The sequence below is a fragment of the Mesorhizobium sp. B2-3-13 genome (assembly GCF_006442195.1).
In the GTDB taxonomy this organism is placed as follows: domain Bacteria; phylum Pseudomonadota; class Alphaproteobacteria; order Rhizobiales; family Rhizobiaceae; genus Mesorhizobium; species Mesorhizobium salmacidum.
In genome coordinates this window covers 397,112-419,002 of record NZ_VFVQ01000001.1, presented here as the reverse complement: position 1 = coordinate 419,002, position 21,891 = coordinate 397,112, and the positions used below count along the sequence as shown (strand labels likewise).

At 62.8% G+C, this 21,891-nt stretch carries 16 protein-coding genes; 8 read left to right on the top strand and 8 right to left on the bottom strand.

Annotated elements, in window-relative coordinates; genetic code table 11:
* Nucleotides 1-93: 93 nt before the first annotated feature.
* Together FJ941_RS01965 and mmsB are read left to right on the top strand one after the other, a co-directional pair.
* Complete coding sequence (locus tag FJ941_RS01965) at nucleotides 94-1,260, top strand: isobutyryl-CoA dehydrogenase (protein ID WP_140502662.1); 1,167 nt, start codon at nucleotides 94-96, stop codon at nucleotides 1,258-1,260.
* 26 nt (nucleotides 1,261-1,286) lie between these two features.
* Complete coding sequence (mmsB, locus tag FJ941_RS01960; protein WP_140502661.1) at nucleotides 1,287-2,171, top strand: 3-hydroxyisobutyrate dehydrogenase; 885 nt, start codon at nucleotides 1,287-1,289, stop codon at nucleotides 2,169-2,171.
* A gap of 282 nt (nucleotides 2,172-2,453) precedes the next feature.
* Here mmsB and FJ941_RS01955 read toward each other — a convergent pair whose 3' ends face one another.
* The 4 genes from FJ941_RS01955 to FJ941_RS01935 all read right to left on the bottom strand — a co-directional run bounded on the left by FJ941_RS01955 (nucleotide 2,454) and on the right by FJ941_RS01935 (nucleotide 8,290).
* A complete protein-coding gene (locus FJ941_RS01955; RefSeq protein ID WP_140502660.1) occupies nucleotides 2,454-3,098 on the bottom strand; it encodes a cytochrome c oxidase assembly factor Coa1 family protein in 645 nt (214 codons plus the stop codon).
* A 236-nt stretch (nucleotides 3,099-3,334) separates the two neighbouring features.
* Entirely contained in the window at nucleotides 3,335-4,714 is a 1,380-nt protein-coding gene (locus FJ941_RS01950) for an aspartate aminotransferase family protein (RefSeq protein ID WP_140502658.1), read from the bottom strand.
* 245 nt (nucleotides 4,715-4,959) lie between these two features.
* Nucleotides 4,960-7,029, bottom strand: coding sequence for a prolyl oligopeptidase family protein (locus FJ941_RS01940; RefSeq protein WP_140502657.1), 2,070 nt, complete (start codon nucleotides 7,027-7,029; stop codon nucleotides 4,960-4,962).
* A gap of 100 nt (nucleotides 7,030-7,129) precedes the next feature.
* Nucleotides 7,130-8,290 (bottom strand): MFS transporter, encoded by a 1,161-nt coding sequence (locus FJ941_RS01935; RefSeq protein ID WP_140502788.1) that lies wholly within the window; start codon nucleotides 8,288-8,290, stop codon nucleotides 7,130-7,132.
* A gap of 491 nt (nucleotides 8,291-8,781) precedes the next feature.
* Between FJ941_RS01935 and FJ941_RS01930 the strand changes: the two genes are divergently transcribed.
* The 4 genes from FJ941_RS01930 (at nucleotide 8,782) to FJ941_RS01915 (ending at nucleotide 14,909) form a co-directional block, all read left to right on the top strand.
* Complete coding sequence (locus tag FJ941_RS01930) at nucleotides 8,782-10,359, top strand: trimethylamine methyltransferase family protein (RefSeq protein ID WP_140502656.1); 1,578 nt, start codon at nucleotides 8,782-8,784, stop codon at nucleotides 10,357-10,359.
* 132 nt (nucleotides 10,360-10,491) lie between these two features.
* Nucleotides 10,492-10,977 carry a DUF559 domain-containing protein gene (locus FJ941_RS01925; protein WP_140502655.1) on the top strand — a complete coding sequence of 162 codons (486 nt, stop codon included), beginning with the start codon at nucleotides 10,492-10,494 and terminating at the stop codon, nucleotides 10,975-10,977.
* Nucleotides 10,974-13,544 carry an FAD-dependent oxidoreductase gene (locus tag FJ941_RS01920; protein WP_140502653.1) on the top strand — a complete coding sequence of 857 codons (2,571 nt, stop codon included), beginning with the start codon at nucleotides 10,974-10,976 and terminating at the stop codon, nucleotides 13,542-13,544. Before FJ941_RS01925 ends, FJ941_RS01920 begins: the two co-directional genes overlap by 4 nt.
* A 9-nt stretch (nucleotides 13,545-13,553) precedes the next feature.
* Nucleotides 13,554-14,909, top strand: a complete 1,356-nt coding sequence (locus FJ941_RS01915; protein ID WP_140502652.1) for a Xaa-Pro peptidase family protein — start codon at nucleotides 13,554-13,556, stop codon at nucleotides 14,907-14,909.
* Here FJ941_RS01915 and FJ941_RS01910 read toward each other — a convergent pair.
* Both FJ941_RS01910 and FJ941_RS01905 read right to left on the bottom strand, forming a co-directional pair.
* Complete coding sequence (locus FJ941_RS01910; protein ID WP_140502651.1) at nucleotides 14,874-15,701, bottom strand: PhnD/SsuA/transferrin family substrate-binding protein; 828 nt, start codon at nucleotides 15,699-15,701, stop codon at nucleotides 14,874-14,876. The two genes, FJ941_RS01915 and FJ941_RS01910, sit on opposite strands and share 36 nt — an antisense overlap.
* 94 nt (nucleotides 15,702-15,795) lie before the next feature.
* Entirely contained in the window at nucleotides 15,796-16,806 is a 1,011-nt protein-coding gene (locus FJ941_RS01905) for a fatty acid desaturase (RefSeq protein WP_181166749.1), read from the bottom strand.
* A gap of 230 nt (nucleotides 16,807-17,036) precedes the next feature.
* Here FJ941_RS01905 and FJ941_RS01900 point away from each other — a divergent pair, with 230 nt between their 5' ends.
* Both FJ941_RS01900 and bmt read left to right on the top strand, forming a co-directional pair.
* A complete protein-coding gene (locus tag FJ941_RS01900; protein ID WP_140502648.1) occupies nucleotides 17,037-17,894 on the top strand; it encodes a helix-turn-helix transcriptional regulator in 858 nt (285 codons plus the stop codon).
* A 132-nt stretch (nucleotides 17,895-18,026) separates the two neighbouring features.
* A complete protein-coding gene (gene bmt, locus FJ941_RS01895) occupies nucleotides 18,027-19,043 on the top strand; it encodes a betaine--homocysteine S-methyltransferase (protein WP_181166096.1) in 1,017 nt (338 codons plus the stop codon).
* A gap of 16 nt (nucleotides 19,044-19,059) precedes the next feature.
* On the opposite strand, the gene FJ941_RS28895 is transcribed toward bmt, so the two are convergent.
* Nucleotides 19,060-19,329 carry a hypothetical protein gene (locus FJ941_RS28895; protein ID WP_181169690.1) on the bottom strand — a complete coding sequence of 90 codons (270 nt, stop codon included), beginning with the start codon at nucleotides 19,327-19,329 and terminating at the stop codon, nucleotides 19,060-19,062.
* Between the two features lie 351 nt (nucleotides 19,330-19,680).
* Complete coding sequence (locus FJ941_RS01885; RefSeq protein ID WP_140502646.1) at nucleotides 19,681-21,891, bottom strand: VWA domain-containing protein; 2,211 nt, start codon at nucleotides 21,889-21,891, stop codon at nucleotides 19,681-19,683.

Genomic DNA, 21,891 nt, shown 5'->3' with positions numbered 1-21,891 from the left:
TGCGCGGCGGCATCATTGGTCTAGATTGGTGCGCGCGCAAAGCCAAAAACGACAGGCCAGCGGGCTAGCTGGCCAACATATAGGGAGCACGCCATGGACGCCGCGGTCGATGCGAGCACCAGCCAGTTCGAACTCAACGAGGAACAGCGCGCCATCCAGGAGATGGCGCAGGCCTTCGCCGCCGATCGCGTTGCGCCGAATGCACTCGACTGGGACCGCAGGAAACACTTCCCCGCCGAGGTGATCCGGGAAACCGGACCGCTCGGCCTCGGCGGCATCTATATCAAGGACGACGTCGGCGGTTCCGCGCTCGGCCGACTCGACGCGGTGCTGATCTTCGAGGCGCTGTCACATGCCGACCCGGCCTTTTCTTCCTTCATCTCGATCCACAACATGGTGGCCTCGATGATCGACCGTTTCGGCAATGAAGAACAGCGCCGGCGTTTCCTGCCGAAGCTCACCTCCATGGAATGGCTGGCGAGCTATTGCCTGACCGAGCCGGGTTCCGGCTCCGATGCCGCTGCATTGAAGACCCGCGCGGTGAAGAGCGGCGGCGACTATGTTCTCAACGGCGCCAAGCAGTTCATCTCGGGCGCCGGCGACAGCGATGTATACGCCGTCATGGTGCGCACCGGCGCCGACGGCCCGAAAGGCATCTCCACCATTGTCGTGCCCAAGGATGCGCCCGGCCTCTCCTTCGGCGCCAACGAGCACAAGATGGGCTGGCATATGCAGTCGACCCGCCAGGTCATCTTCGAGGACTGCAAGGTGCCGGCGGAGAATCTCCTGTCGGGCGAAGGCGCCGGTTTCGGCATCGCCATGGCCGGGCTCGACGGCGGCCGGCTGAACATCGCCGCCTGTTCGCTGGGCGGCGCGCAGTCGGCGCTCGACAAGGCGCTGGCCTACACGGCCGAACGCAAGGCCTTCGGCTCGAAGATCAACCAGTTCCAGGCGCTGCAGTTCAGGCTTGCCGACATGGAGACAAAGTTGCAGGCCGCGCGCATCTTTCTCTACGCGGCGGCCTCGAAGCTCGACCGCAAGGCGCCGGACGCCGGCAAATGGTCGGCGATGGCCAAGCGCTTCGTCACCGACACCGGCTTCGACGTCGCCAACGATGCGCTGCAATTGCTCGGCGGCTACGGCTATCTGCATGATTATGGCATCGAGAAGCTGGTTCGCGATCTGCGCGTGCACCAGATTCTGGAAGGCACCAACGAGATCATGCGCGTGATCATCGCGCGCGCGCTGATCGGCCGCTGAAGCCAGCAAACTCCGGGAGAGAGACAATGACGACGACCGCCTTCATCGGCCTCGGCAATATGGGCAATCCGATGGCCGCAAACCTGGTCAAGGCGGGCCATACGGTGCATGGCTTCGATCTGATGCCGGAAAACCTCACCATCGCGCGTGAACATGGCGTCGTTGTCATGGCCAATGCGCTCGCGGCGGTGAAGGATGCCGACGTGGTGATCACCATGCTGCCCGCCGGCAAGCATGTTTTGTCGGTCTATGAGGACATCGCTCCCAAGGCGAAGAAAAATGCCTTGTTCATCGATTCCTCGACCATCGACGTGGACTCGGCACGCAAGGCGCATGCGATTGCCGCGAAGCATGGCCTGCTGTCGATCGATGCGCCGGTTTCGGGGGGCACCGGTGGTGCCACGGCCGGTACATTGACCTTCATGGCCGGGGGATCCGATGGTGCCTTCGCCGCCGCCGAGCCGATCTTGAACCCGATGGCCGGGCGCATCGTCCATTGCGGCAGCGACGGCGCCGGCCAGGCCGCCAAGATCTGCAACAACATGATCCTCGGCATTTCGATGATCGGCGTCGCCGAGGCCTTCGTGCTGGCGGAGAAACTCGGCCTGTCGCATCAGGCGCTGTTCGACGTCGCCTCGACGTCGTCAGGCCAGTGCTGGTCGCTGACCACCTATTGCCCGGTGCCCGGCCCGGTTCCCACTTCGCCCGCCAACAAGGATTACAAGCCGGGATTTGCTGCGGCTCTTATGCTGAAGGACCTGAAATTGTCCCAGGAAGCAGCGCTTGGCGCCGGCGCGGTGACGCCGCTCGGCGCCGAAGCGGCGCAGCTCTATGCCCTGTTCAATGCCCAGGGACATAGCGGCGCGGATTTCTCCGGCATAATTAATTTTCTGCGCGGCAACCCGGCGTAACCGGCGGATCGAATTGACTTTTTTCCGGTCCTTCCAGTCGAAGGGCCGCAAATTTAGATTTGCTTAAGCTCTCGATAACTCCGCGGTAACGATGTCCCTATAAAACGGATTGCGAGGCGGATATATCGCATCCGCCCGGCGCTCCGGATCAGGTCTCGCGTGCCGGAGCCCGTAAGTTTCGCAAGTGTCTTCGTAGCGAAACGCCATGCGTATCTGGCAAAGCCGCGTTCCCGGTGGGGCGCGGTTTTTGCGTTTCCGACCCCTTTATTATCGATGATCCGTCTATATTCCGATCGCGGCGCCCGGGATCGGCACGTGATCTTCATTGGTCAGCACGATCGGCGCATCGACGCCGTCCACGCGGACCACGAGCAGGCGCGTGCTCCAAGTGCCGGCATTGCGAATCAGATGAGAGAAGACGGTGCCCTTGCCCTTGGCGCCGTGGACGGGAATGCTGAACTGGGCATCGCCCGCCCCATTCGCATTGACGTTGAGGTGGCCTCCGATCCAGAATTTGTCGGTCACATCGTCGCCAATGGCGGCCTTCACCCGGGTGTCGGCGCGGACGGCGTCCATGGTCATACGGAAGGCGTCGCTCCCTTTGAGCACGAAGGGGATGCTGCCGACCATGGTCGCACAGCCGCCGATGCTGACCACCCAGACGGCAAGGCCGGCAATCGCCCAATTGCGCTGCGTCTTGCGGAACTGCTCGGCGTCGCGCCAGGCACGGTTCCGCCAGGCCCAGCGGCTGCCGCGCGCGCCGAGCACGAAGATCATGATGAGGTTGACGACGGGGATCAGCGCCAGCAGCGCGATGAAGGTGCTGTTGCCGATGCCCCAAATCCAGTTGAGGAAGAAGGCGCCCCAGTTCCAGCGATCGAGTTCGGCTGGAATTTCAGCCGGCTGGTTGAGCGGTTGTCCGGCCATGTTGTCCCCCATCGATGCGTATGCCGATTGGTTCTAGCGCATGACTTCGACGATGCGCAAAGAAGTTCCGCGACGCCCGCTTCAACCCTTTGTCGAAAGCCGACGAAAATTTGCCTTCACGGCGCGGCTGGCCGGCTTCAGCGCGGCGCTGATCGACCGTTCGGCCGCGACGCCGTTGAACAGCGACGGCGTGCGGCCAGAAGAGAGCGCCCGATCAACGGACGCCCGGTTCCGTTTTACCGCCTGTGCAGGTCGGCCTGCGCCAGGTCGAGCGCCTTGCCGATGCGCTCACAGGCCATGTCGATGGTGTCACGGGTCCAGATCAGCGGCGGCGACAGGATCATCGTGTCGCCGGTGGCGCGCAGCATCATGCCATTGGCGATTGCATGATCGCGCACCGTCACCGCGGCACTTCCCGACGGCAGGAAGCGTTCCTTCGTCGTCTTGTCCTTGACGATCTCGATCGCACCCATCAGGCCGATCGAACGCACCTCGCCGACCAGATCATGCCCGGCGATACGCTCCTGCAAAGCCTTGGCGAAATACGGTCCGGTGTTGTTCCTGACGCGATCGACCAGGCCTTCCCGTTCGATAATCTCGAGGTTCTTCAGCGCCACGGCGCAGGCCACTGGGTGCCCCGAATAGGTGTAGCCGTGGTTGAACTCGCCGCCCTTCTCGACCAGCGTCGAGGCAATGCGATCGCCAACCAGCAGCGCCGAGAGCGGCTGATAGCCCGATGTCAGCGCCTTGGCCGTGGTGATGGTATCCGGTTCGATGCCGAAGGTCTGGGCCGCGAACCACTCACCTGTCCGGCCATAGCCGGTGATGACCTCGTCCAGCATCAAAAGCACGTCGTATTTGCGGCAGATGCGCTGCACTTCGGGCCAGTAGCTCGCCGGCGGGATCTTGACGCCACCCGCCCCCATCACCGGCTCGCCGATGAAAGCCGCGACCTTGTCGGCGCCAGCCTCGATGATGGCATCCTCGACGGACTTTGCCGCGCGCAGGCCGAAATCGTGATCGCTTTCGCCAGGCAGAGCCAGCTCATAAGCATAGGGCATCATCACATGGACGATATTGGGCACCGCGCCGTTGAGCTGCTTGTGCATGGCATCCATGCCGCCGAGCGAAGTGCCGGCGATGGTCGAACCGTGATAGGCCATCTTGCGCGAGATGACGCGGTTCTTCTCCGGCTTGCCTTCCAGCACCCAATAGTGGCGCACAAGGCGCAACGCGGTGTCGTTGGCCTCCGAACCGGACGAGCCGTAAAACACCTGGTTGACGTTGCGTGGCGCGATCTCGGCGAGCTTTTTCGACAACAGCACCGGCGTCGGCGTCGAACATTTGAAGAAGGAATTGTAGTAAGGCAATTCCTTCATCTGGGCATAGGCGGCCTCGGCCAGTTCGTCACGGCCGTAGCCGATATTGACGCACCACAGGCCGGCCATGCCGTCCAGCAGTTCGGTCCCTTCGGAATCGTAGATGAACAGGCCCTTGGCGTGGGTGATGACGCGCGCGCCGGCCTCACGCAGCTCCTTATGGTCGGTGAAAGGATGCAAGTGATGCGCGGCGTCGATCTGCTGAAGCTGCTTCAGCGAATAATTCTGATAGGTCATTGATTTGATCTTTCCTCTGAAATCCTTCCGGCGGTGCCGGGGCGAATTCGTCAGAGGACGGCAGGTGGCGAATAACCAATACGGGCGCACAGCCGCAAAAGCTCGGCGCGCAGCGTGCGTGACGATGGCGTCACCGCGACCCGGAATGCGCGAGCTGATAATCTAGCGAGAGCCATGAAGGCACCTTAGAGCAAAGGGCGGTCGAGGTGAACCACCCTTTGCTCAAGTGGCGCCATGGCATGATGTCAGGCTTCGCCGCTCAGCGCCCGCTGCAGGAACACATACTTCATCGCCGTCTGCGCCGCCTGCGGCCGTCGGTCGCCGCGCCCGCCATGACCGCCTTCGGTCTCCTCGAAGAACAGCGTCTTGCCGTGTCCGGCTTCCTGCAGGCGGGCCGCCATCTTGCGCGCGTGGCCCGGATGGACCCGGTCGTCCGCGGTCGAGGTGGTCAGCAGCACCGGGGGATAAGCGGCATCCGCCTTGACATGCTGGTAGGGTGAATAGGCGGAAAGCCATTTGGCGTCTTCAGGCTTTGACGGATCGCCATATTCGGCCATCCACGAAGCGCCCGGCGGCAGTTCGGTGTAGCGCAGCATGTCGAGTAGCGGCACATCGATGATGACTGCGCCGAAAAGCTCGGGATGCTGCGTCAGGGAGGCGCCCGTCAGCAGGCCGCCGTTGGAGCCGCCCTGAATGCCAAGCGACGCAGGCGTTGCGATGCCACGCCTGACGACATCCTCAGCCACCGCGGCAAAGTCGTCGAAGCCGGTCCGGCGCTTGCCTTTCAGCGCAGCCTGGTGCCAGGCCGGGCCGAACTCGCCACCGCCGCGAATACAGGCCTGCACATAGGCATTGCCTTTCTCCAGCCACAGCCTGCCGCGCACGCCGGCATAGCCGGGCAACAGCGGCACTTCGAAACCGCCATAGCCGTAGAGCAGCGTCGGCACCGGCCCATTCTGGTCGCGCCGCCTGACGACGAAGTAAGGGATCATCGTGCCATCTTTCGAGCGCGCCTCGAACTGCTCCGAGACAAGCGGCGAGGCATCGAAGCGCGCCGGCTGCGACTTCACGGTGGCGAGCGTCTCGCCATCGTCATCGGACCAGATGATCGAACTCGGCGTCAGGAAATCGGTGAAGGAGAAGGAGACGGTGGAGCCGAAATGCTCGGCATGGCTGATGCCGACAGTGCCGTTTTCGGGCAGCGCGACAGGTTTCAGCGACCAGGCGTCGTCCCTACGCTCGCAAACGAGAACCTTGCCACGCACATTGTCCATCAGGTTGATGAACAGGCGGTCCTGCGTGCGGCTGATACCGGCGATCGAGACGCGATATGCCGGCGCCAGCAACGTCTCGATCGTACCAAAACTGCCGGTTTCGATCCAATACGCGAAATCGATCGAATAAAGCCCGTCCGGCTGGCATGCGGTGCCGTCCGGCGCCGTCCATGGCGTCCGCACTCCAAACACCAGTTGGTCCCTAAAGAGCGCGGTGTCGGTGACGTCGTCGGGCAGGGGGATGCGGCGGTTCTCTCCCGAAGGGAGGCGCAGGAAACTGTGCGACGCGAAGAAGTTGAGTGTCCGCGCCAGAAACAGGTGACGCTTCTCGCCATCGAACTCGACCCCGGCGCCAACGGCAAGATCCTCGGTCTTTCCCTCGAAGATCGGCGTCGCCTCTTCCAACCTCGTGCCGCGCTTCCAGAGCTTGACCATACGCGGATATCCGGACTCGGTCTTGTCGGCCTCTTCGAATGCGGCCGAGACGATCACCGTATCCTCGTCCAGCCAGCCGAAGCCCGATTTCGAGGCCGGCGCCTGAAAACCGCCTTCGACGAAGTACTTGGCCGCGATGTCGAACTCGCGCATCGCGCTGGCGTCACCGCCATCGGGCGACATCGAGACCAGGCAGCGATTGAAATCGGGGTAAAGCCTGACAGCGCCGCCGAACACCCACTTTATCCCCTCCTTCGCCGCCAGTTGATCGAAGTCGATGATCGTCTCCCAGTCGGGCTTGTCGGTTTTGTAGGAAGCGATCGTCGTGCGCCGCCACAGGCCGAGCGCATTGTTCTTGTCCTGCCAGAAATTGTAGACATGGCCCGCGATTGCCGCGCCAACCGCGATATTGTCCTCGGCCGTCATCAGGTCGAGTGCCGTCTGGAACAAAACCTGGTAGGATGGATCGCCCTGCAATTCCGCCACCGTGACCTCGTTCTGGCTATGCACCCAGTCGAGCGACTGTTTGCTGGTCCTGTCTTCCAGCCAGAGGAAGGGATCGCCGGCCTTCTGAGAGGGCTGGGCTTTGGTCGTCGAAAAGGTCATGCAGGTCTCCGGGGGATTCTGGGCGGCCTTGCCTACATCGCGTTGGCGGCGCTGACATTCAAGATGCGATATGGTCTTTTGCGGTCCGCATCACATTGCTTCACAGCACCCGCCGGCGGATGATCGTCGCCAAGGCCAGCGTAGCGCAGATCGCACCAAGCGTGACCGGCAGGCCGACCGCGCCAAACACATCCATCACGCCGCCGGTAAGCGGCGGAACCAGAATGCCGCCGACGCCCCACATCAGGGAGAATGCCGCATTGCCGGCAACCAGCGCCGAGCCGGTAAAGCGCTCGCCAAGCTCGATGATCGACATCGTGTAGATGCCGTAGGACACCGCGCCCCAGACGAACACACAGGGCCAGACCAGCGGGGTTTCGATCAGAACCGGCAGCAGCGCACAACCGAACACAGTCAGCGAGACGCAGATGAAGCGCACCAGGCGGGCCGTCAGCCGCTCGGCCAGCAGGCCAAGCGGCACCTGCATGGCAATGTTGCCGGCAATCATGACCGACAGCAGCGCGGACATGCGAGCCTCCGCGATGCCATGATACGTGCCATAGACAGGCAGCAGCGCCAGCACCGCCTGCTCGAAGCCGGCGGCCACGACCACCGCCGACAGAAGCAGCCAGGCGAGAGGCATGAAACCCATCACCGAAACCTGATGCTCTGCCTCGTCCACCCTGGGCAGCCGCGGCAGAACCGATGCCAGGCAGAAGCCGCAGAGCACGAAGGCGCCAATGCCGACAAGGAACGGCGGCCAGCCTTCCGTGCCGACGGCAAGCAGGCAAAGCGGGCCGGTCGCGAAGCCAGCGGAAATGATCGTCGAATAGAGACCCATGATGCGGCCGCGCCGGGCCGGCGGTGCGAGCGCGATCACCCAGATCTCACTGAGCACATAGAGTGGGTTGGTCACTACGCCGATCAGGAAGCGCAGCGGAAACCAGAGATAGACGTTCTGCGTCCAGCCGATCAGCGCCAGCACGACAGCCGAGAGTGCGGCACAGGTGAGTGCCGTGCGCCCTGCCCCGAACCGCCTTGCCAGGCCAGGTATCAGTGGCGATGACAGGATGAAGCCGACAGGCGTCATTGCCGCCGACAGGCCGATCATCGCCGGCGAGACACCCTGGCGCTGCAGGATGAAGCTCAACAGCGGGTAGGACAGGCCCTGCGCGATGGCGAACACGGACACGGTCGCGATCACACCGGTGATCGCCGCCCACTGCGTCGTCTCGTCGCTTCTCGTGTCCACCAAGTCCATGATCCATAATGCTGTCGTGGTTGCAGACTTAGCGGTTCGGTCAGGCCCGGGTAAGCCCCGCGGCCCGAACCGACGCCCGGCTCCAGCCAAACCCTGCCAGGAGCCTCTGCGGCTGGCCGATCTATAGACAGCGAAGGCGACCAGCAAAGCGTCGAGGGCGACGATCACGGTCGGCAATCCCAGTCGTCCGATCGCTTTTCCCGCTTCGCCTTCGCTCGAGCCGGTTGCGACCATGCTGCCATTCCATGTGACGTGCCGGCTAACCTCCCTGCCGACAGGCCCCACTAGCTACGGGTTCGATCGGCGGAAAGAAAGGGCCGGCAAGCAAGATCCGCTTGCGCCAACGGGTGGATGATCAAGGCGGATGTCGCGTCCACGCAACTGCCGTTCCGGCATGTCGCTTCCCTCGCCCTAGTGGTCGCCGCCTCCGCAATGGCCGGGCGGGCGCCGGTCCATTATGCCGCCCATTATCGCATCCTACGAGGACCATCATGACCGCCGCCCTACAACCCTCAGAGCCGGCTTTGGCGCCCGACCGTGCCCGCCGGGGCGGTCGCGCCGGAAAGCGCGCCGGTGGCTCGGCCGCGTTCGAGCAACCGGCTTTCCGCCAGCTGAAAAATCCGCTGACGCCGACCAAGCTGGTTTCCGAGGACGAGCTGGAATCGATCCACCTCGCTTCCTTGCGGGTGTTGCGCGAAATCGGTGTCGACGTTCTGCACGACGAAGCCCGCAGCATCATGAAGGCGCATGGCGCCGATGTGCGCGAGGGCTCGGAGCGCGTGCGCTTCGACAGCGACATGATCCTGGAGCTGGTGTCGAACTGCCCGTCCGAATTCACCATCCACGCCCGCAACCCTGCCCACAATGTGCACTTTGGCGGCGACAATCTGATCATCTCGATGATGGCGTCGGCGCCCAATTGCTCCGACATCGATCGTGGCCGCCGGCCGGGCAACCAGCAGGATTATCGCAATTTCCTGCGGCTGGCCCAGATGCACAACATCCTGAATTGCACGGGCGGCTATCCGGTCGAACCGACCGACATCCACCCTTCGGTGCGCCACCTCGAATGCATCCGCGACCTCGCCACGCTGACCGACAAGGTGTTCCACATCTATTCGCTCGGCAAGGAGCGCAATGTCGACGGCATCGAGATCACCCGCATCGCGCGCGGCATCAGCCATGAGCAGTTGCTCACGGAGCCATCCGTCTTCACCATCATCAACACCAATTCGCCGCTCAAGCTCGACGTGCCGATGATGGAAGGCATCATCCAGATGTCGAGCAAGGGCCAGGTCGTCATCGTCACGCCCTTCACCCTGTCGGGGGCGATGGCTCCTGTCACCATCGCCGGCGCGCTGGTGCAGCAGAATGCCGAAGCACTGTCCGGCATTGCCTTCGCCCAGATGGTCAGGAAGGGCGCGCCGGTCGGCTACGGCGGCTTCACCTCCAATGTCGACATGAAGTCCGGTTCGCCGGCCTTCGGCACGCCCGAATACATGAAGGCGCAGCTGGTCGGTGGCCAGCTTGCCCGCCGCTACAACATTCCCTACCGCACCTCCAACACCTGCGCCGCCAACACGGTCGACGCGCAGGCCGCCTATGAAAGCGTGTTCTCGCTGTGGGGCGCCATCCAGGGTGGCGGCAATCTGATGATGCATGCCGCCGGCTGGCTCGAGGGCGGCCTGCGCTGCTCCTACGAGAAGACCATTCTGGATATCGACCTCTTGCAGATGGTGGCCGAATTCCTGACCCCGCTCGACCTCTCCGAAGAGGCGCTCGGCTTCGATGCCATCCAGTCGGTCGGCCCCGGCGGGCACTTCTTCGGCACCCAGCACACGCAGGACCGCTACAAGACCGCCTTCTATTCGCCGATCCTCTCGGACTGGCGCAATTTCGAAACCTGGGCGGAAGCCGGCTCGCCGACGGCGCTGGAAAAGGCCAACAAGGTCTGGAAGGAGCGGCTGGCGTCCTATGACGAGCCCTACATGGATCCCGCCATCCGCGAAGAACTCAACGCCTTCGTCCAGAAACGCACGGCCGAAGGCGGCGCGCCGACCGATTTTTGATCTGTATTGATGAACAGTCGACCCCCACTCCGTCGAGCTTCGCTCGCCACCTCTTCCCCGATCGACGGGGGAGAGGAAAGGCGCGAGCTTAGGCCGTCTGGCGCCCTTCCTCTCCCTCCTGAGGGGGGAGAGGTGGCGCTGCGAAGCAGCGACGGAGTGGGGGAAGGCGCTCCCCGAACGCGCAGCCGCCGCAAAGCTGGCACAACGCAGCGAGCGCGAAAGCTCCGCCAAGCGGGCAACCAAGCAGAGGCATTGCTTTGGCTTGAACTGAAAGCGCGCAAGCTTGGCGGTCATCGCTTTACCCGTCAGCTCTCCATCGGCCCCTTCTACCCAAACTTCGCATGCGGCGAAAATCGGCTCGTCATCGAGGTCGATGGATCCCAGCACGCCGACAGTCCCTATGGGCGCCGCCGCGACGATTTTCTGCGCGCGCAGGGCTATTCGATCCTGCGTGTCTGGAGCCACGATGTCCTGAAACATCGTACTTCCGTCTGTAAGACCATCCTAGCCGCGCTTGATGGCAGGCTCTCCGAAAACATTGCTGAATCCGACCTGAACTTTGTTTTCACGCCCCATTCATTCGATTCAATCTCTTCAAAAACGGATCTATCTTCATGAAATCCCATGTAAAAGCGGTCGTCATCGGCGGCGGCGTCGTCGGCTGCTCGGTGCTCTATCATCTTGCCAAGGCCGGCTGGACCGACATCATGCTGATCGAGCGCTCGGAGCTCACCTCGGGCTCATCCTGGCACGCGGCGGGCGGCTTCCATACACTGAACGGCGATCCGAACGTCGCCAAGCTGCAGGCCTATACGGTGCAACTCTACAAGGAGATCGAGGAGATCTCGGGCCAATCCTGCTCGCTGCACCTGACAGGCGGCGTGATGTTGGCCGATACGCCCGAGCGCATGGACTTCCTGCGGCTGGCCCACGCCAAGGGCCGCTATCTCGGCATGGACACCGAACTGATCACGCCGTCCGAAGCCAAGGCGATGTTCCCGCTGATGGACGAGACCAATTTCGTCGGCGCCATGTGGGATCCGGTTGAAGGCCACCTCGACCCCTCCGGCACCACCATCGCCTATTCCAAGGCGGCGAAAAAACTCGGCGCCGAAATCGTGCTGCGCAACCGCGTGGTCGACCTGACGCAGCAGCCGGACGGCACCTGGAATGTCGTCACCGAACAGGGCACGGTTCACGCCGAGCATGTCGTCAACTGCGGCGGCCTGTGGGCGCGCGAGATCGGCCGCATGGTCGGCGTCGAGCTGCCGGTGCTGGCCATGGAGCACATGTATCTGCTTACCGAACCGATGCCGGAGGTTGAGGAATTCAACAAGTCGACCGGCCGCGAAATGATCGGCGTGCTCGACTTCAAGGGCGAGATCTACACCCGCCAGGAGCGCAACGGCATCCTGCTCGGCACCTATGAAAAGGCTTGCAAGCCATGGTCGCCGGTCAACACGCCGTGGGACTTCGGCCATGAACTGCTGCCGCCCGATCTCGACCGCATCGCGCCGTCGCTGGAAATCGGCTTCAAGCATTTCCCCGGCATCGAAAAGGCCGGCATCAAGCAGATCATCAACGGCCCCTTCACCTTCGCGCTCGACGGCAACCCGCTGGTCGGCCCGGTTCAGGGACTGACCAATTTCTGGTGTGCCTGCGCCGTGATGGCCGGTTTCAGCCAGGGCGGCGGCGTTGGTCTCGCTCTGTCCAACTGGATGGTCCACGGCGACCCGGGCTTCGACGTCTGGGGCATGGATGTCGCCCGCTTCGGCGAATGGGCCGGCCTGCGCTATACCAACGCCAAGGTGCGCGAAAACTATTCGCGCCGCTTCTCGATCCGCTTCCCCAACGAAGAACTGCCGGCCGCTCGCCCGGCGCAGACGACGCCGCTCTACGACACCATGGTCGCCAACAACGCCGTCATGGGTGACTCGTGGGGCCTCGAAACCCCGCTCTGGTTCGCGCCCAAGGGCAAGGAGCCGAAAGACGTCGTCTCCTTCCACCGATCCAACGATTTTGGGCCAATCGGCGAGGAAGTGCGCGCCACGCGCGAGCGCGTCGGCGTCACCGAGATCGCCAACTTCGCCAAATACGAAGTGTCGGGACCGGGTGCGGAAGAGTTCCTCAACTGGCTGATGACCAACCGCATGCCGAAGACCGGTCGCATCGTGCTGACGCCGATGATCAACGAGTTCGGCAAGCTGATCGGCGACTTCACCATCGCCAAGGCCGGCGCGGACCGCTTCATGATCTGGGGTTCGTCGGCGGCGCAGAAGTACCACATGCGCTGGTTCGAAAAACACCTGCCCAAAGACGGATCGGTGCGCATCCACCGTTTCGACCAGACACTGGTCGGCCTGTCGATCGCCGGTCCGAAATCCCGCGACCTCTTGCAGAAACTGGTCGATGTCGACATTTCGACCAAGGCCTTCCGCTTCATGGATTTCCGCGACATGGCGGTCGGCGGCGCACCCTGCCTAGTCAACCGCATCACCTACACCGGCGACCTCGGCTATGAGATCTGGATGGCGCCGGCCTATGAGCGCCTCGTCTATAAAGCAATCAAGGATGCCGGCGAAGAATTCGGCGTCGTCGATTTTGGCATGCGCGCCTTGCTGTCGATGCGTCTGGAAAAGAACTTCCCGACCTGGTTCCGCGAGTTGCGGCCGATCTACGGGCCGTTCGAAGGCTCGATGGACCGCTTCATCAAGCTCGAGAAGAACGGCTTCATCGGCCGTGAAGCGGCCGCCAAGGAACAGGCGGAAGGGCCAAAACTGCGCCGCGTCTCTTTCATCGTCGATGCAGCGGACGCCGACGTAATGGGCGACGAGCCGATCTGGGCCAAGGTCAGCAAGGATTATGGCACGGTGGAAAAGCCACATGGCTACGGTGCGCCGCGCTTCGACACATCAGGCCAGGAAATACGCGGTTCAAAGGCCGCCGAAGGCGCGTCCGCCGTGCGCGGCATCGTCGATGGCGACTGGCGCGTGGTCGGCTGGGTGACGTCGGGCGGCTATGCGCATTACGTCCAGAAGTCGATGGCGCAAGGCTATGTGCCGGCAGCCCTCGCCGAGGATGAAAGTGCCGGATTGTTCGAGATCGAGATTCTTGGGTCCCGCCGCCCGGCCCGCATCAATGTCGAAGCGCCTTTCGACCCCAGCGGCGAGAAGATGCGAACCTGAGGTTTCGTCATGGATAGCGGGGCGCTAAAGGGAAGCTTCGGCCGCCACCGCAAGATCATGCCGTTTGTATCAGGCTCGATCGAAGCGTTGCGCGAAGCCTCCCGGGAGAAGGCGGCGGCGCTCAACCAGCATGTGCTGGGCTATGGTGCACAAGCTGAAGCGGAATGGGCGGCGGCAGGTATTGCCGCGCCCGACCTGCCGGCGATGCGAAAATACCGGCTCGAGCGCATCCGTGCCGAGCTGAAGCGCCGCAGCTACGCCGGCGCCTTGCTCTATGATCCCGTCAACATCCGCTACGCGGCCGATTCTACCAATATGCAGCTCTGGGTCGCGCACAACCCGACGCGGCATTGCTTCGTCGCCACCGACGGGCCGGTGGTGCTGTTCGACTACTTTTCCTGCGAGCACCTGTCAGACCATTCCGGCATCGTCGACGAAGTGCGGCCGGCGGTGTCGTGGATGTATCTCTACAGCGGCGAACTGACCGAGCAAAAAGTCCGCCGTTGGGCCACCGGTATCGCCGATCTGATCAGGGAGCACGGCGGCGGCAACAGCCGCATCGCCGTCGACCACATCAACCCGGAAGGCGTCGAGGAACTGGCGCGCCTTGGTGTTTCAATCGGCAATGGCGAAGCGGTGATGGAGAACGCCCGCTTGTTAAAATCGCCGGACGAAATCCTCGCCATGCGCCGCGCAATCGTCGCTTGCGAGGCGGCCATGGGCGAGATGGAACATGCGCTCAAGCCCGGTATCTCCGAAAACGAATTGTGGGCCGAACTCCATCGCGGCAACATCGCGCGCGGCGGCGAATGGATCGAAACGCGGCTGCTGACGTCGGGACCGCGCACCAATCCGTGGTTCCAGGAATGTTCGTCGCGGAACATCGAGACGGGCGACCTGGTCGCCTTCGACACCGACCTGATCGGCCCCTACGGCTTCTGCGCCGATCTCTCGCGCACCTGGCTGTGCGGCGATACAAAGCCGACCAACGAACAACGCGACCTGTTCCGCATCGCAGCCGATCAGATCGAACACAACATCGCGTTGATGCAGCCCGGCGTCTCGTTCCGCGACCTTGTCGAACGCTCAGCCATCCCGCCGGGAGACTGCTTCCCGACCCGCTACGGCGTGCTCTACCACGGCGTTGGATTGGCCGACGAATATCCAACCTTGCCGCATGCCAGTGACTGGACGCCAGACACGCCCGATGGCGTGCTTGAACCAGGCATGGTGCTGTGCGTGGAAAGCTATATCGGCCGGCTGGGCGGCCGCGAAGGCGTCAAGATCGAGGAGCAGATCCTGATCACCGAGACCGGCAACGAGAAGCTTTCAACCTACCCGTTGGATGCGAGGCTGCTCGGCTAGTCCAGCAAGCGCTTCGCGCATCGAGTGCAGGGTCTTTTCCGGCGTCGTCCTGGCGGTGATGTAAGGCAGGCCTTTGCGTCGTGCCGTCCAGCCGACGATCACGACCTTGCGCGCCGCCGGCTCGAAACGCTGCGCCAGCGCCCAGCTTTCGCAGTCGATCGCCGCGATATCCGCTCTGCCTTCGGCGACCGCCACGATCGAGTCGCGATGGCCGCCGCTTTCGCCGCTCGATGAAAATATGTCCAGGTTTTCGCCGGCCGCTTCAAGGTCGCGCGTCAGCGCGATGATGCCCGACATGGAATCGAGGCTGTTGAAGGTAAAGCGCCTGTCTCGGATGAGATCGAGCGGCAGCAAGGCCTTGCCGTCGGCGGGCGACCGAACCTCCGGTCCCTCGCCTGCCCGCATAACCAGCGCGCTCGAATAGAGTTCGCCCTGTCCGCCCTCATAGGCGTCATAACTTGGCTGGCCAACCACCTGCACATGCCGGGACAGGCCGAGTTCCATCGGCCCCCAGCAGGCCTGCGCGAACAACAGTGCCGGATGCAGCCAGAGCTTATGGGAATCGAGTTCATCCGGCGGCAGCGTCGCCGGATCCGGAGCAATCAGGCCCCCCTGAGCCTCATGGATACCACCCGGCACGACCGGCAGGTCGCCATTGCGGCGCACAATGCTTTGCGGCGCATCGATACCCTTCCGCCGGAAGGCATCGCGCAACACCGCCCATTGGGCGTCGACCTCGTTACGCGCCTCCGGCCAGTCATACATCGGCAACGCCGCAATCAATTCGCTCATGCCGATATCAAACCACCATGCCGGGATAAAGGATCGCAAAAACGCGGCGCCCAATCAGAATTGGCCGACACAGTATCCACTCTACGCGCGGATACTATTCCTTGGGCGGTTCGGCGGGAACCGGCGCGCTGCCAAGCCCACTGATGCTGCGCGCCCTGACGCGCGGCTTGAACGCCCTGCCCGGCTCGGGCGCGCGCCGCAGAACCGGATGCACGATCGGCTCCTTGGCCTTGAAGGCATAGGATCTGAGCAGCGCGAAATAGTTCGGGTAGGCATAGCCATTGTTCATCCGCAGCCAATCCTCGCGCCGGTCACGGAACAGTTTCGGCAGCCGGTACCAGGCGATGGTCGGGCTCTTGTGGTGGACAAAATGCAGATTGTTGTTGAGGAACAGGAGCGACAGCGGCGAGCGCTCGACAATCACCGTGCGGCCTTCCGGATGCTCCGACCACTGATGCTCGGCATAGGTGCGGATCGAGATCAGCGACTGGCCGAGCCAGACCGGCACCAGCACATAGAGCCAAACCGGCATGCCGAACCCGAACTGCACGACCGGCAGCACCACGACGAGGCCGATCGCATGCAGCAGCCAGGCCTTGCGGATCGCCTTGTCGCCGGCGATCGCCTGCTTGGCGTCGTCGATGAAGAAGCCGATGCAGGACAGCCATGGCCCCAGCACGAGGCGACCGGCCATCGTGTTGTTGACCTTCAGCACGAATTTCATCAGCGGCGGCAATTCTTCGTGATGCCACAGAGCCTTATAGTAGCTCTCGGGATCGTCCAGCGGATCGGTCAGCCGCTCGTCCGCATGGTGGCGCAGGTGAATGGTCTTGAAGCGACGGAACGGCCAGGCAAGGCCGATCGGCAGGAAGACGAAGGCTTCGTTGACGAGGGCGTTGCGGGTCGGGTGACCATGCAGCACTTCATGCATGATCGAGGACTGCAGAGCCAGCGTAACGGCCATAACGACAAGGGCCAGGATGGGATAGGATGGCCAGAGGAAGAGACCGGCAACGAACCAGACACCGTAGCAGAAGAAAGCGAGAACCACGGTCGGCCATTCGATGGCCGGTCTGCTACTTCGCCGAATGCTCTTGCCAGTCATGCTATCGACCACTGTCCCTCAGTCGCCGGAACCCCAACTGGTTCCTGACAGCATTGTGTCAGGAGAAGTGATTCCACTCAACGCGACAAAGTGCACAAAATGTTGAGATTGCGCATTTTTGACCGCATATGTTGCACATTGTGAACAAACTTAGAGATTCGTTTACGCCTCAAGCGCCTATTCACCGGGATCGAGCGCAAATTTTTCCTCCAGCAGACGGAAGCAAAGGTATGGACAAACGCGATCTGTCGACGATCTTCCGGGAGCGTCTGAAGCTCCTCCTGACAAGGTCCGACCTCAACCAGTCGGCTTTCGCGTCAGCAGTCGGCATCGATCGGTCGGCGCTGTCGCAACTGATGTCGGGCGCCTCGACGCGCCTGCCGCGCGCTGAAACGCTGCTCAACATCGCCGCCGAATTCAAGGTGTCGCTGGATTGGCTGCTTGGCCTCAGCCAGGACGAAGGCGTGACCGGCGAAATCCGCGAAAGCCTCGAGATCGAGGAAGCGCCCGACGGCTTCGACCGCACGCTGCTGGCAAAATGGTTCGCTGAAGCGGCCGGCACCAAGATCCGTTATGTGCCGGCCGGCATTCCCGATCTCCTGCGCACTCGCGCGCTCGTCGACTACGAGGCCAACATCACCAATAGGAGCCGCCTGGCGCAGGCCAGCGAGACGCAATACCGCATCGAATACAACCGGCGTCCGGAAACCGACATGGAAGTCTGCATGCCGCGCCACACGCTGGAGATTTTCGCCCGCGGCCTCGGTGTGTGGGACCGTTTCCCGGCGGCAGACCGCCAGCAGCAACTTGCCCATATGGCGACGCTGCTCGACGACCTCTATCCGACCTTCCGCCTGTTCCTCTACGACGGCCGCATGCGCTATTCCATCCCGCTCACCATCTTCGGCCCCTACCGCGCCGCCATCTATGTCGGCGACATGTATGTGGTGCTGAACGCCACCCAGCCGGTCCAGGCCCTGACCCGACACTTCGACAATCTGATCCGCGCCGCCGACATCAACCCGCACGAAGCGGCCGCTTTCGCACGCAATCTGGCCGGCATGTCGTTCGCAGCAGGCACTGTCTGAGCGCGCTGGATACCGGGGGATCGTCAGATCCGCCTCTATGCCTGCCATTCCGACGTCGCAATTTGATTGACTAGACATAAAGACTTCTTTATATCCTTATTCGAATTCCAGGACATGAAAGCCAATCCGATGATGCCCAATCCGATCGATGCCCTGCTGGCTGAAAAGGGTGTGCTGCTGGCCGATGGCGCCACGGGCACCAATTTATTCGCCATGGGTCTGGAGGCCGGTGAGGCGCCGGAACTGCTGAACGAAACCGCGCCCGACACCATCACCCGCCTGCACCAGAATTTTGTCGACGCCGGCGCCGACATCATCCTGACCAACTCCTTCGGCGGCACCCGCCACCGGCTGAAGCTGCACCATGCGCAGGATCGCGTCCATGCGCTGAACAAGCGCGCGGCCGAGATTGCGCGGGCCGTTGCCGACAAGGCCGGCCGCAAGGTGATCGTCGCCGGTTCGGTCGGCCCAACCGGCGAATTGCTGGTGCCGCTTGGCGCCATGACCTATGACGAGGCGGTTGACGCCTTTGCCGAGCAGATCGAGGGCCTCAAGGAAGGTGGCGCCGAGGTCGCCTGGATCGAGACCATGTCGGCGCCGGACGAAATCCGCGCCGCTGCCGAAGCCGCCATCCGCGTCGGCATGCCTTACACCTATACCGGCTCCTTCGACACCGCCGGCCGCACCATGATGGGCCTGCTGCCGAAGGATATCCACGGCGTCGCCGATGGCCTGTCGCAAGCCCCGCTCGGCGTTGGCGCCAATTGCGGCGTTGGCGCCTCCGACATTCTGGCCTCGCTGCTCGACATGACCGAGGCGAAGCCGGAGGCGACCGTCATTGTCAAGGGCAATTGCGGCATCCCTGAATTCCGTGGCACCGAGATCCACTATTCCGGCACGCCGGAATTGATGGCCGACTATGTCCGGCTCGCCGTGGATGGCGGCGCCAAGATCATCGGCGGCTGCTGCGGCACCTCGTTTCAGCATCTTGCCGCGATGCGCAAGGCACTCGACGCCCACACCAGGGCGGATCGTCCGACGGTCGAAAAAATCGTCGAGCGCATCGGCCCGATGCGCAATAAGGTGGCGACGGCAAACACCGCCGAGACCAGCGAAGCCCGCCGCGAGCGGCGCCGCGGCCGCGCTTGACGCGATTTCTTAACGGCTATTCGGTGTTGTCGGCGTAGCTCGACTGCGCCGACTTGAAATCGACGATACTGTCGCCGCGCATTGTCGCAAGCGCACCCGATGCACCGGGATCGGTGATCTGCTCCAGCATGGCGCGGAAGCGGTCGTTGGTCAGTGCCGAGATGGCGGTGTGACGCGCCTGCGCGACATCATCGCTGATGCGTCTGGATTCGGCAGACGGGGCTGATGAAACCGCCGAAGCATCCCGTGCCGGCGGAGTCGAGTTGGCGATGGTTCTGATTTGCAATTCCGGCTCCCTCAAGCCTTAGACATAACCGGCGTAACGAGAGGAAATTGCGATCCGGTACCGGAAATGCAGCGCAATTTAACGATCCGGCGCGCTGCCCTAGGATCTGTTGAGATTCAGGTCAGGCCGAGCCGAAAACAGTGACTTTCGAGAACCGGAGCGGAGCGTACTTAGGTACGTGAGCACCGGAAGCACAGGAAGCCACTGTTTGCAGGCCGGCATCACCTGAATATCAACAGATCCGAAAAAAGGCCGGCAAGGGAAAGTATCCCTCGCCGGCCTGCCTCACCCGCCCGTGGGCCGGTTATCAGAATGATCCCATCATCTGAAAGAAACCGGCCTTCATCGCCACTACCGGTTGCCGCCCAGCGCCGAGGCAAGGCGCACAAGCGAAAGGAACTCGGACCTGTACCCAAACGGGTCGGCTCCTCGGGCGGCAGTGGCAATCTCCATGATCTTGTCGTAGCCGAACTTCGCGGTCGCATCCTCGTCGCGCAGCTTCTGGCCGAAGGCCGCGACCGCGACGGAGAAACGCTGGTCGGTGCTCGCCTGGTCGAAGGACGACACCTCGTTGGCCGAGGTTACCGGCGTGGTGATCAGCTTCGAGACATCCTCGTTCGGCAGCTTGTAGCGGATCTTGACGAAGGCATATTCGCCCGCATTGGCAACGCCGCCATTGTTCACCGTGGCCTGGCCATAGCGCAGCGGATCGATCTGCTCGCCGCCACCGCCTTTGGGCGTGATCTCATAGATCGCGGTGACCGAATGCCCCGAGCCGATATCGCCGGCATCGACGCGGTCATTGTTGAAATCCTCACGGTTGAGCGCCCGGGTCTCGTAGCCGATCAGTCGATATTCGGAGACCTTGTCCGGGTTGAACTCGACCTGGATCTTCACATCCTTGGCGATGGTGAACAGCGTCGAGGACGCGTCCTCGACCAGCACCTTCTCGGCTTCGGCCAGTGTGTCGATATAGGCGGCGGTGCCGTTGCCGTTCTGGGCAATGGTCTGCATCATTTCATCGTTCAGATTGCCGCGACCGAAGCCGAAAACCGACAGGAATACACCGGTCTTGCGCTCGCTCTCGATCAGCCGCTTGAGATCATCGTCATCGGTCTGGCCGACATTGAAGTCGCCGTCGGTGGCAAGCATCACCCGGTTGACGCCGTCCTTGACGAAGGACTGCTGGGCAAGCTTGTAGGCTTCCTTGATGCCGGCCTCACCTGCCGTCGAGCCACCGGGCTGCAGATTGTCGATGGCATTGAGGATCTTGTCCTTCTCGGCAACCTTTGTCGGCATCAACACGGTGCCTGCGTCACCCGCATAGGTGACGATCGAGATCGTGTCGTCGGCCTTGAGCTTGCTGACCAGCAGCCGGAACGCCGACTTGAGCAGCGGCAGCTTGCCCGGTTCGTCCATCGAACCCGACACGTCGATCAGGAAGACCAGATTGGCCTTCGGCTGCTCGGTCGGCTTGATGTCGAAACCCTTGATTGCGACATGCATTAGCTTGGTGTGCGCGTTCCACGGCGTCGGCATGACGCTGACGGTCGAGTTGAACGGCGTCGAGGCCGAGTCCGGCCCCTTCCAGTCATAGGGGAAGTAATTGATCATCTCCTCGACGCGGACCGTATCGGCTTGCGGCAGGTAGCCCTGCTTCAGCGAGCCGCGCACGAAGGAATAGGAGGCCGTGTCGACGTCGATCGAGAAGGTCGAGACCGGATCCTCGAGTGCGGCATGCACCGGGTTGGTCTTGAAATCCTCGATACGGTCGCGGTTTTCCTCTTGCGGCTGCATCTGGTCGGCCGGGATGGCCGCCGGCTGCTGCGGGGCCACAAGCTTGGACTCAGCTCCCTGGACGCGACTGGTCCGCGCGGCATCGGGCGCGGTTGGCATGAGACCGGCACTCTCCCGTGAAACTTCACCGGTGGGTGCAGGCGCCGGCCTGGAGGCTCGCAAAGTCCCAGACTCCATCTCCTTGCCGCTGTAAGTCTTCAGGTCAAGCCTCGATGATACAGTGGGGCTCACCGGCGCGTTCGGTTGTGCTGCGCCACCGGCGGCAGTCGATTCGGATTTCGGCGGTGCGGCCGGCGCGAGGGCATCGCTGGCATCGCGACTTTCCAGATCCGCGTCGGCCTTCTTGTCCTTGGCCGGCACAGTGGTCACGGCCGGCTCATTGACGGCCTGATCTCCCGGTGCCTGCTTGGGCAATGGCTTCAGCGTCGCTGGCTTGTCGGCCAGCGTCTCGGTGATCTTCTCGTCGCCGCCGAACGGCGAAGGCTGTTCCCTCAGCATATGGAAGGTGGCGTATCCGGCGATCGGCAGGGCGACGAGCCCGGCGATGGCCGGCGTGGCAATGAGTTTCTTTTGCATGATCTCGCTCCAGAGCTTTTGTGCTCGCTCTGTGAGACGAAGGCCGCCGACTGATCCTTGGGTGACGGCGGAAATATTCTGCTGGTCATAAGCGCGCAGGGCGGCCTCGAAGGCGCGCGCCTTCGCGCTCTCGCCGGGCACCGGTATTGCCGTGTCGCGCAGCTTTCTGAGTTCGTTGTCGTCGACCAT

What these genes read in the sequence shown, in the direction of transcription:
- FJ941_RS01935 (WP_140502788.1), bottom strand. Translation starts at nt 8,290, where the DNA reads ATGGACTTGGTGGACACGAGAAGCGACGAGACGACGCAGTGGGCGGCG.
- FJ941_RS01885 (WP_140502646.1), bottom strand. Translation starts at nt 21,891, where the DNA reads ATGGTCGACGACAACGAACTCAGAAAGCTGCGCGACACGGCAATACCG.
- FJ941_RS01955 (WP_140502660.1), bottom strand. Translation starts at nt 3,098, where the DNA reads ATGGCCGGACAACCGCTCAACCAGCCGGCTGAAATTCCAGCCGAACTC.
- FJ941_RS01965 (WP_140502662.1), top strand. Translation starts at nt 94, where the DNA reads ATGGACGCCGCGGTCGATGCGAGCACCAGCCAGTTCGAACTCAACGAG.
- FJ941_RS01910 (WP_140502651.1), bottom strand. Translation starts at nt 15,701, where the DNA reads ATGAGCGAATTGATTGCGGCGTTGCCGATGTATGACTGGCCGGAGGCG.
- mmsB (WP_140502661.1), top strand. Translation starts at nt 1,287, where the DNA reads ATGACGACGACCGCCTTCATCGGCCTCGGCAATATGGGCAATCCGATG.
- FJ941_RS01940 (WP_140502657.1), bottom strand. Translation starts at nt 7,029, where the DNA reads ATGACCTTTTCGACGACCAAAGCCCAGCCCTCTCAGAAGGCCGGCGAT.
- bmt (WP_181166096.1), top strand. Translation starts at nt 18,027, where the DNA reads ATGCCCAATCCGATCGATGCCCTGCTGGCTGAAAAGGGTGTGCTGCTG.
- FJ941_RS01900 (WP_140502648.1), top strand. Translation starts at nt 17,037, where the DNA reads ATGGACAAACGCGATCTGTCGACGATCTTCCGGGAGCGTCTGAAGCTC.
- FJ941_RS01915 (WP_140502652.1), top strand. Translation starts at nt 13,554, where the DNA reads ATGGATAGCGGGGCGCTAAAGGGAAGCTTCGGCCGCCACCGCAAGATC.
- FJ941_RS01930 (WP_140502656.1), top strand. Translation starts at nt 8,782, where the DNA reads ATGACCGCCGCCCTACAACCCTCAGAGCCGGCTTTGGCGCCCGACCGT.
- FJ941_RS01905 (WP_181166749.1), bottom strand. Translation starts at nt 16,806, where the DNA reads ATGACTGGCAAGAGCATTCGGCGAAGTAGCAGACCGGCCATCGAATGG.
- FJ941_RS01950 (WP_140502658.1), bottom strand. Translation starts at nt 4,714, where the DNA reads ATGACCTATCAGAATTATTCGCTGAAGCAGCTTCAGCAGATCGACGCC.
- FJ941_RS01920 (WP_140502653.1), top strand. Translation starts at nt 10,974, where the DNA reads ATGAAATCCCATGTAAAAGCGGTCGTCATCGGCGGCGGCGTCGTCGGC.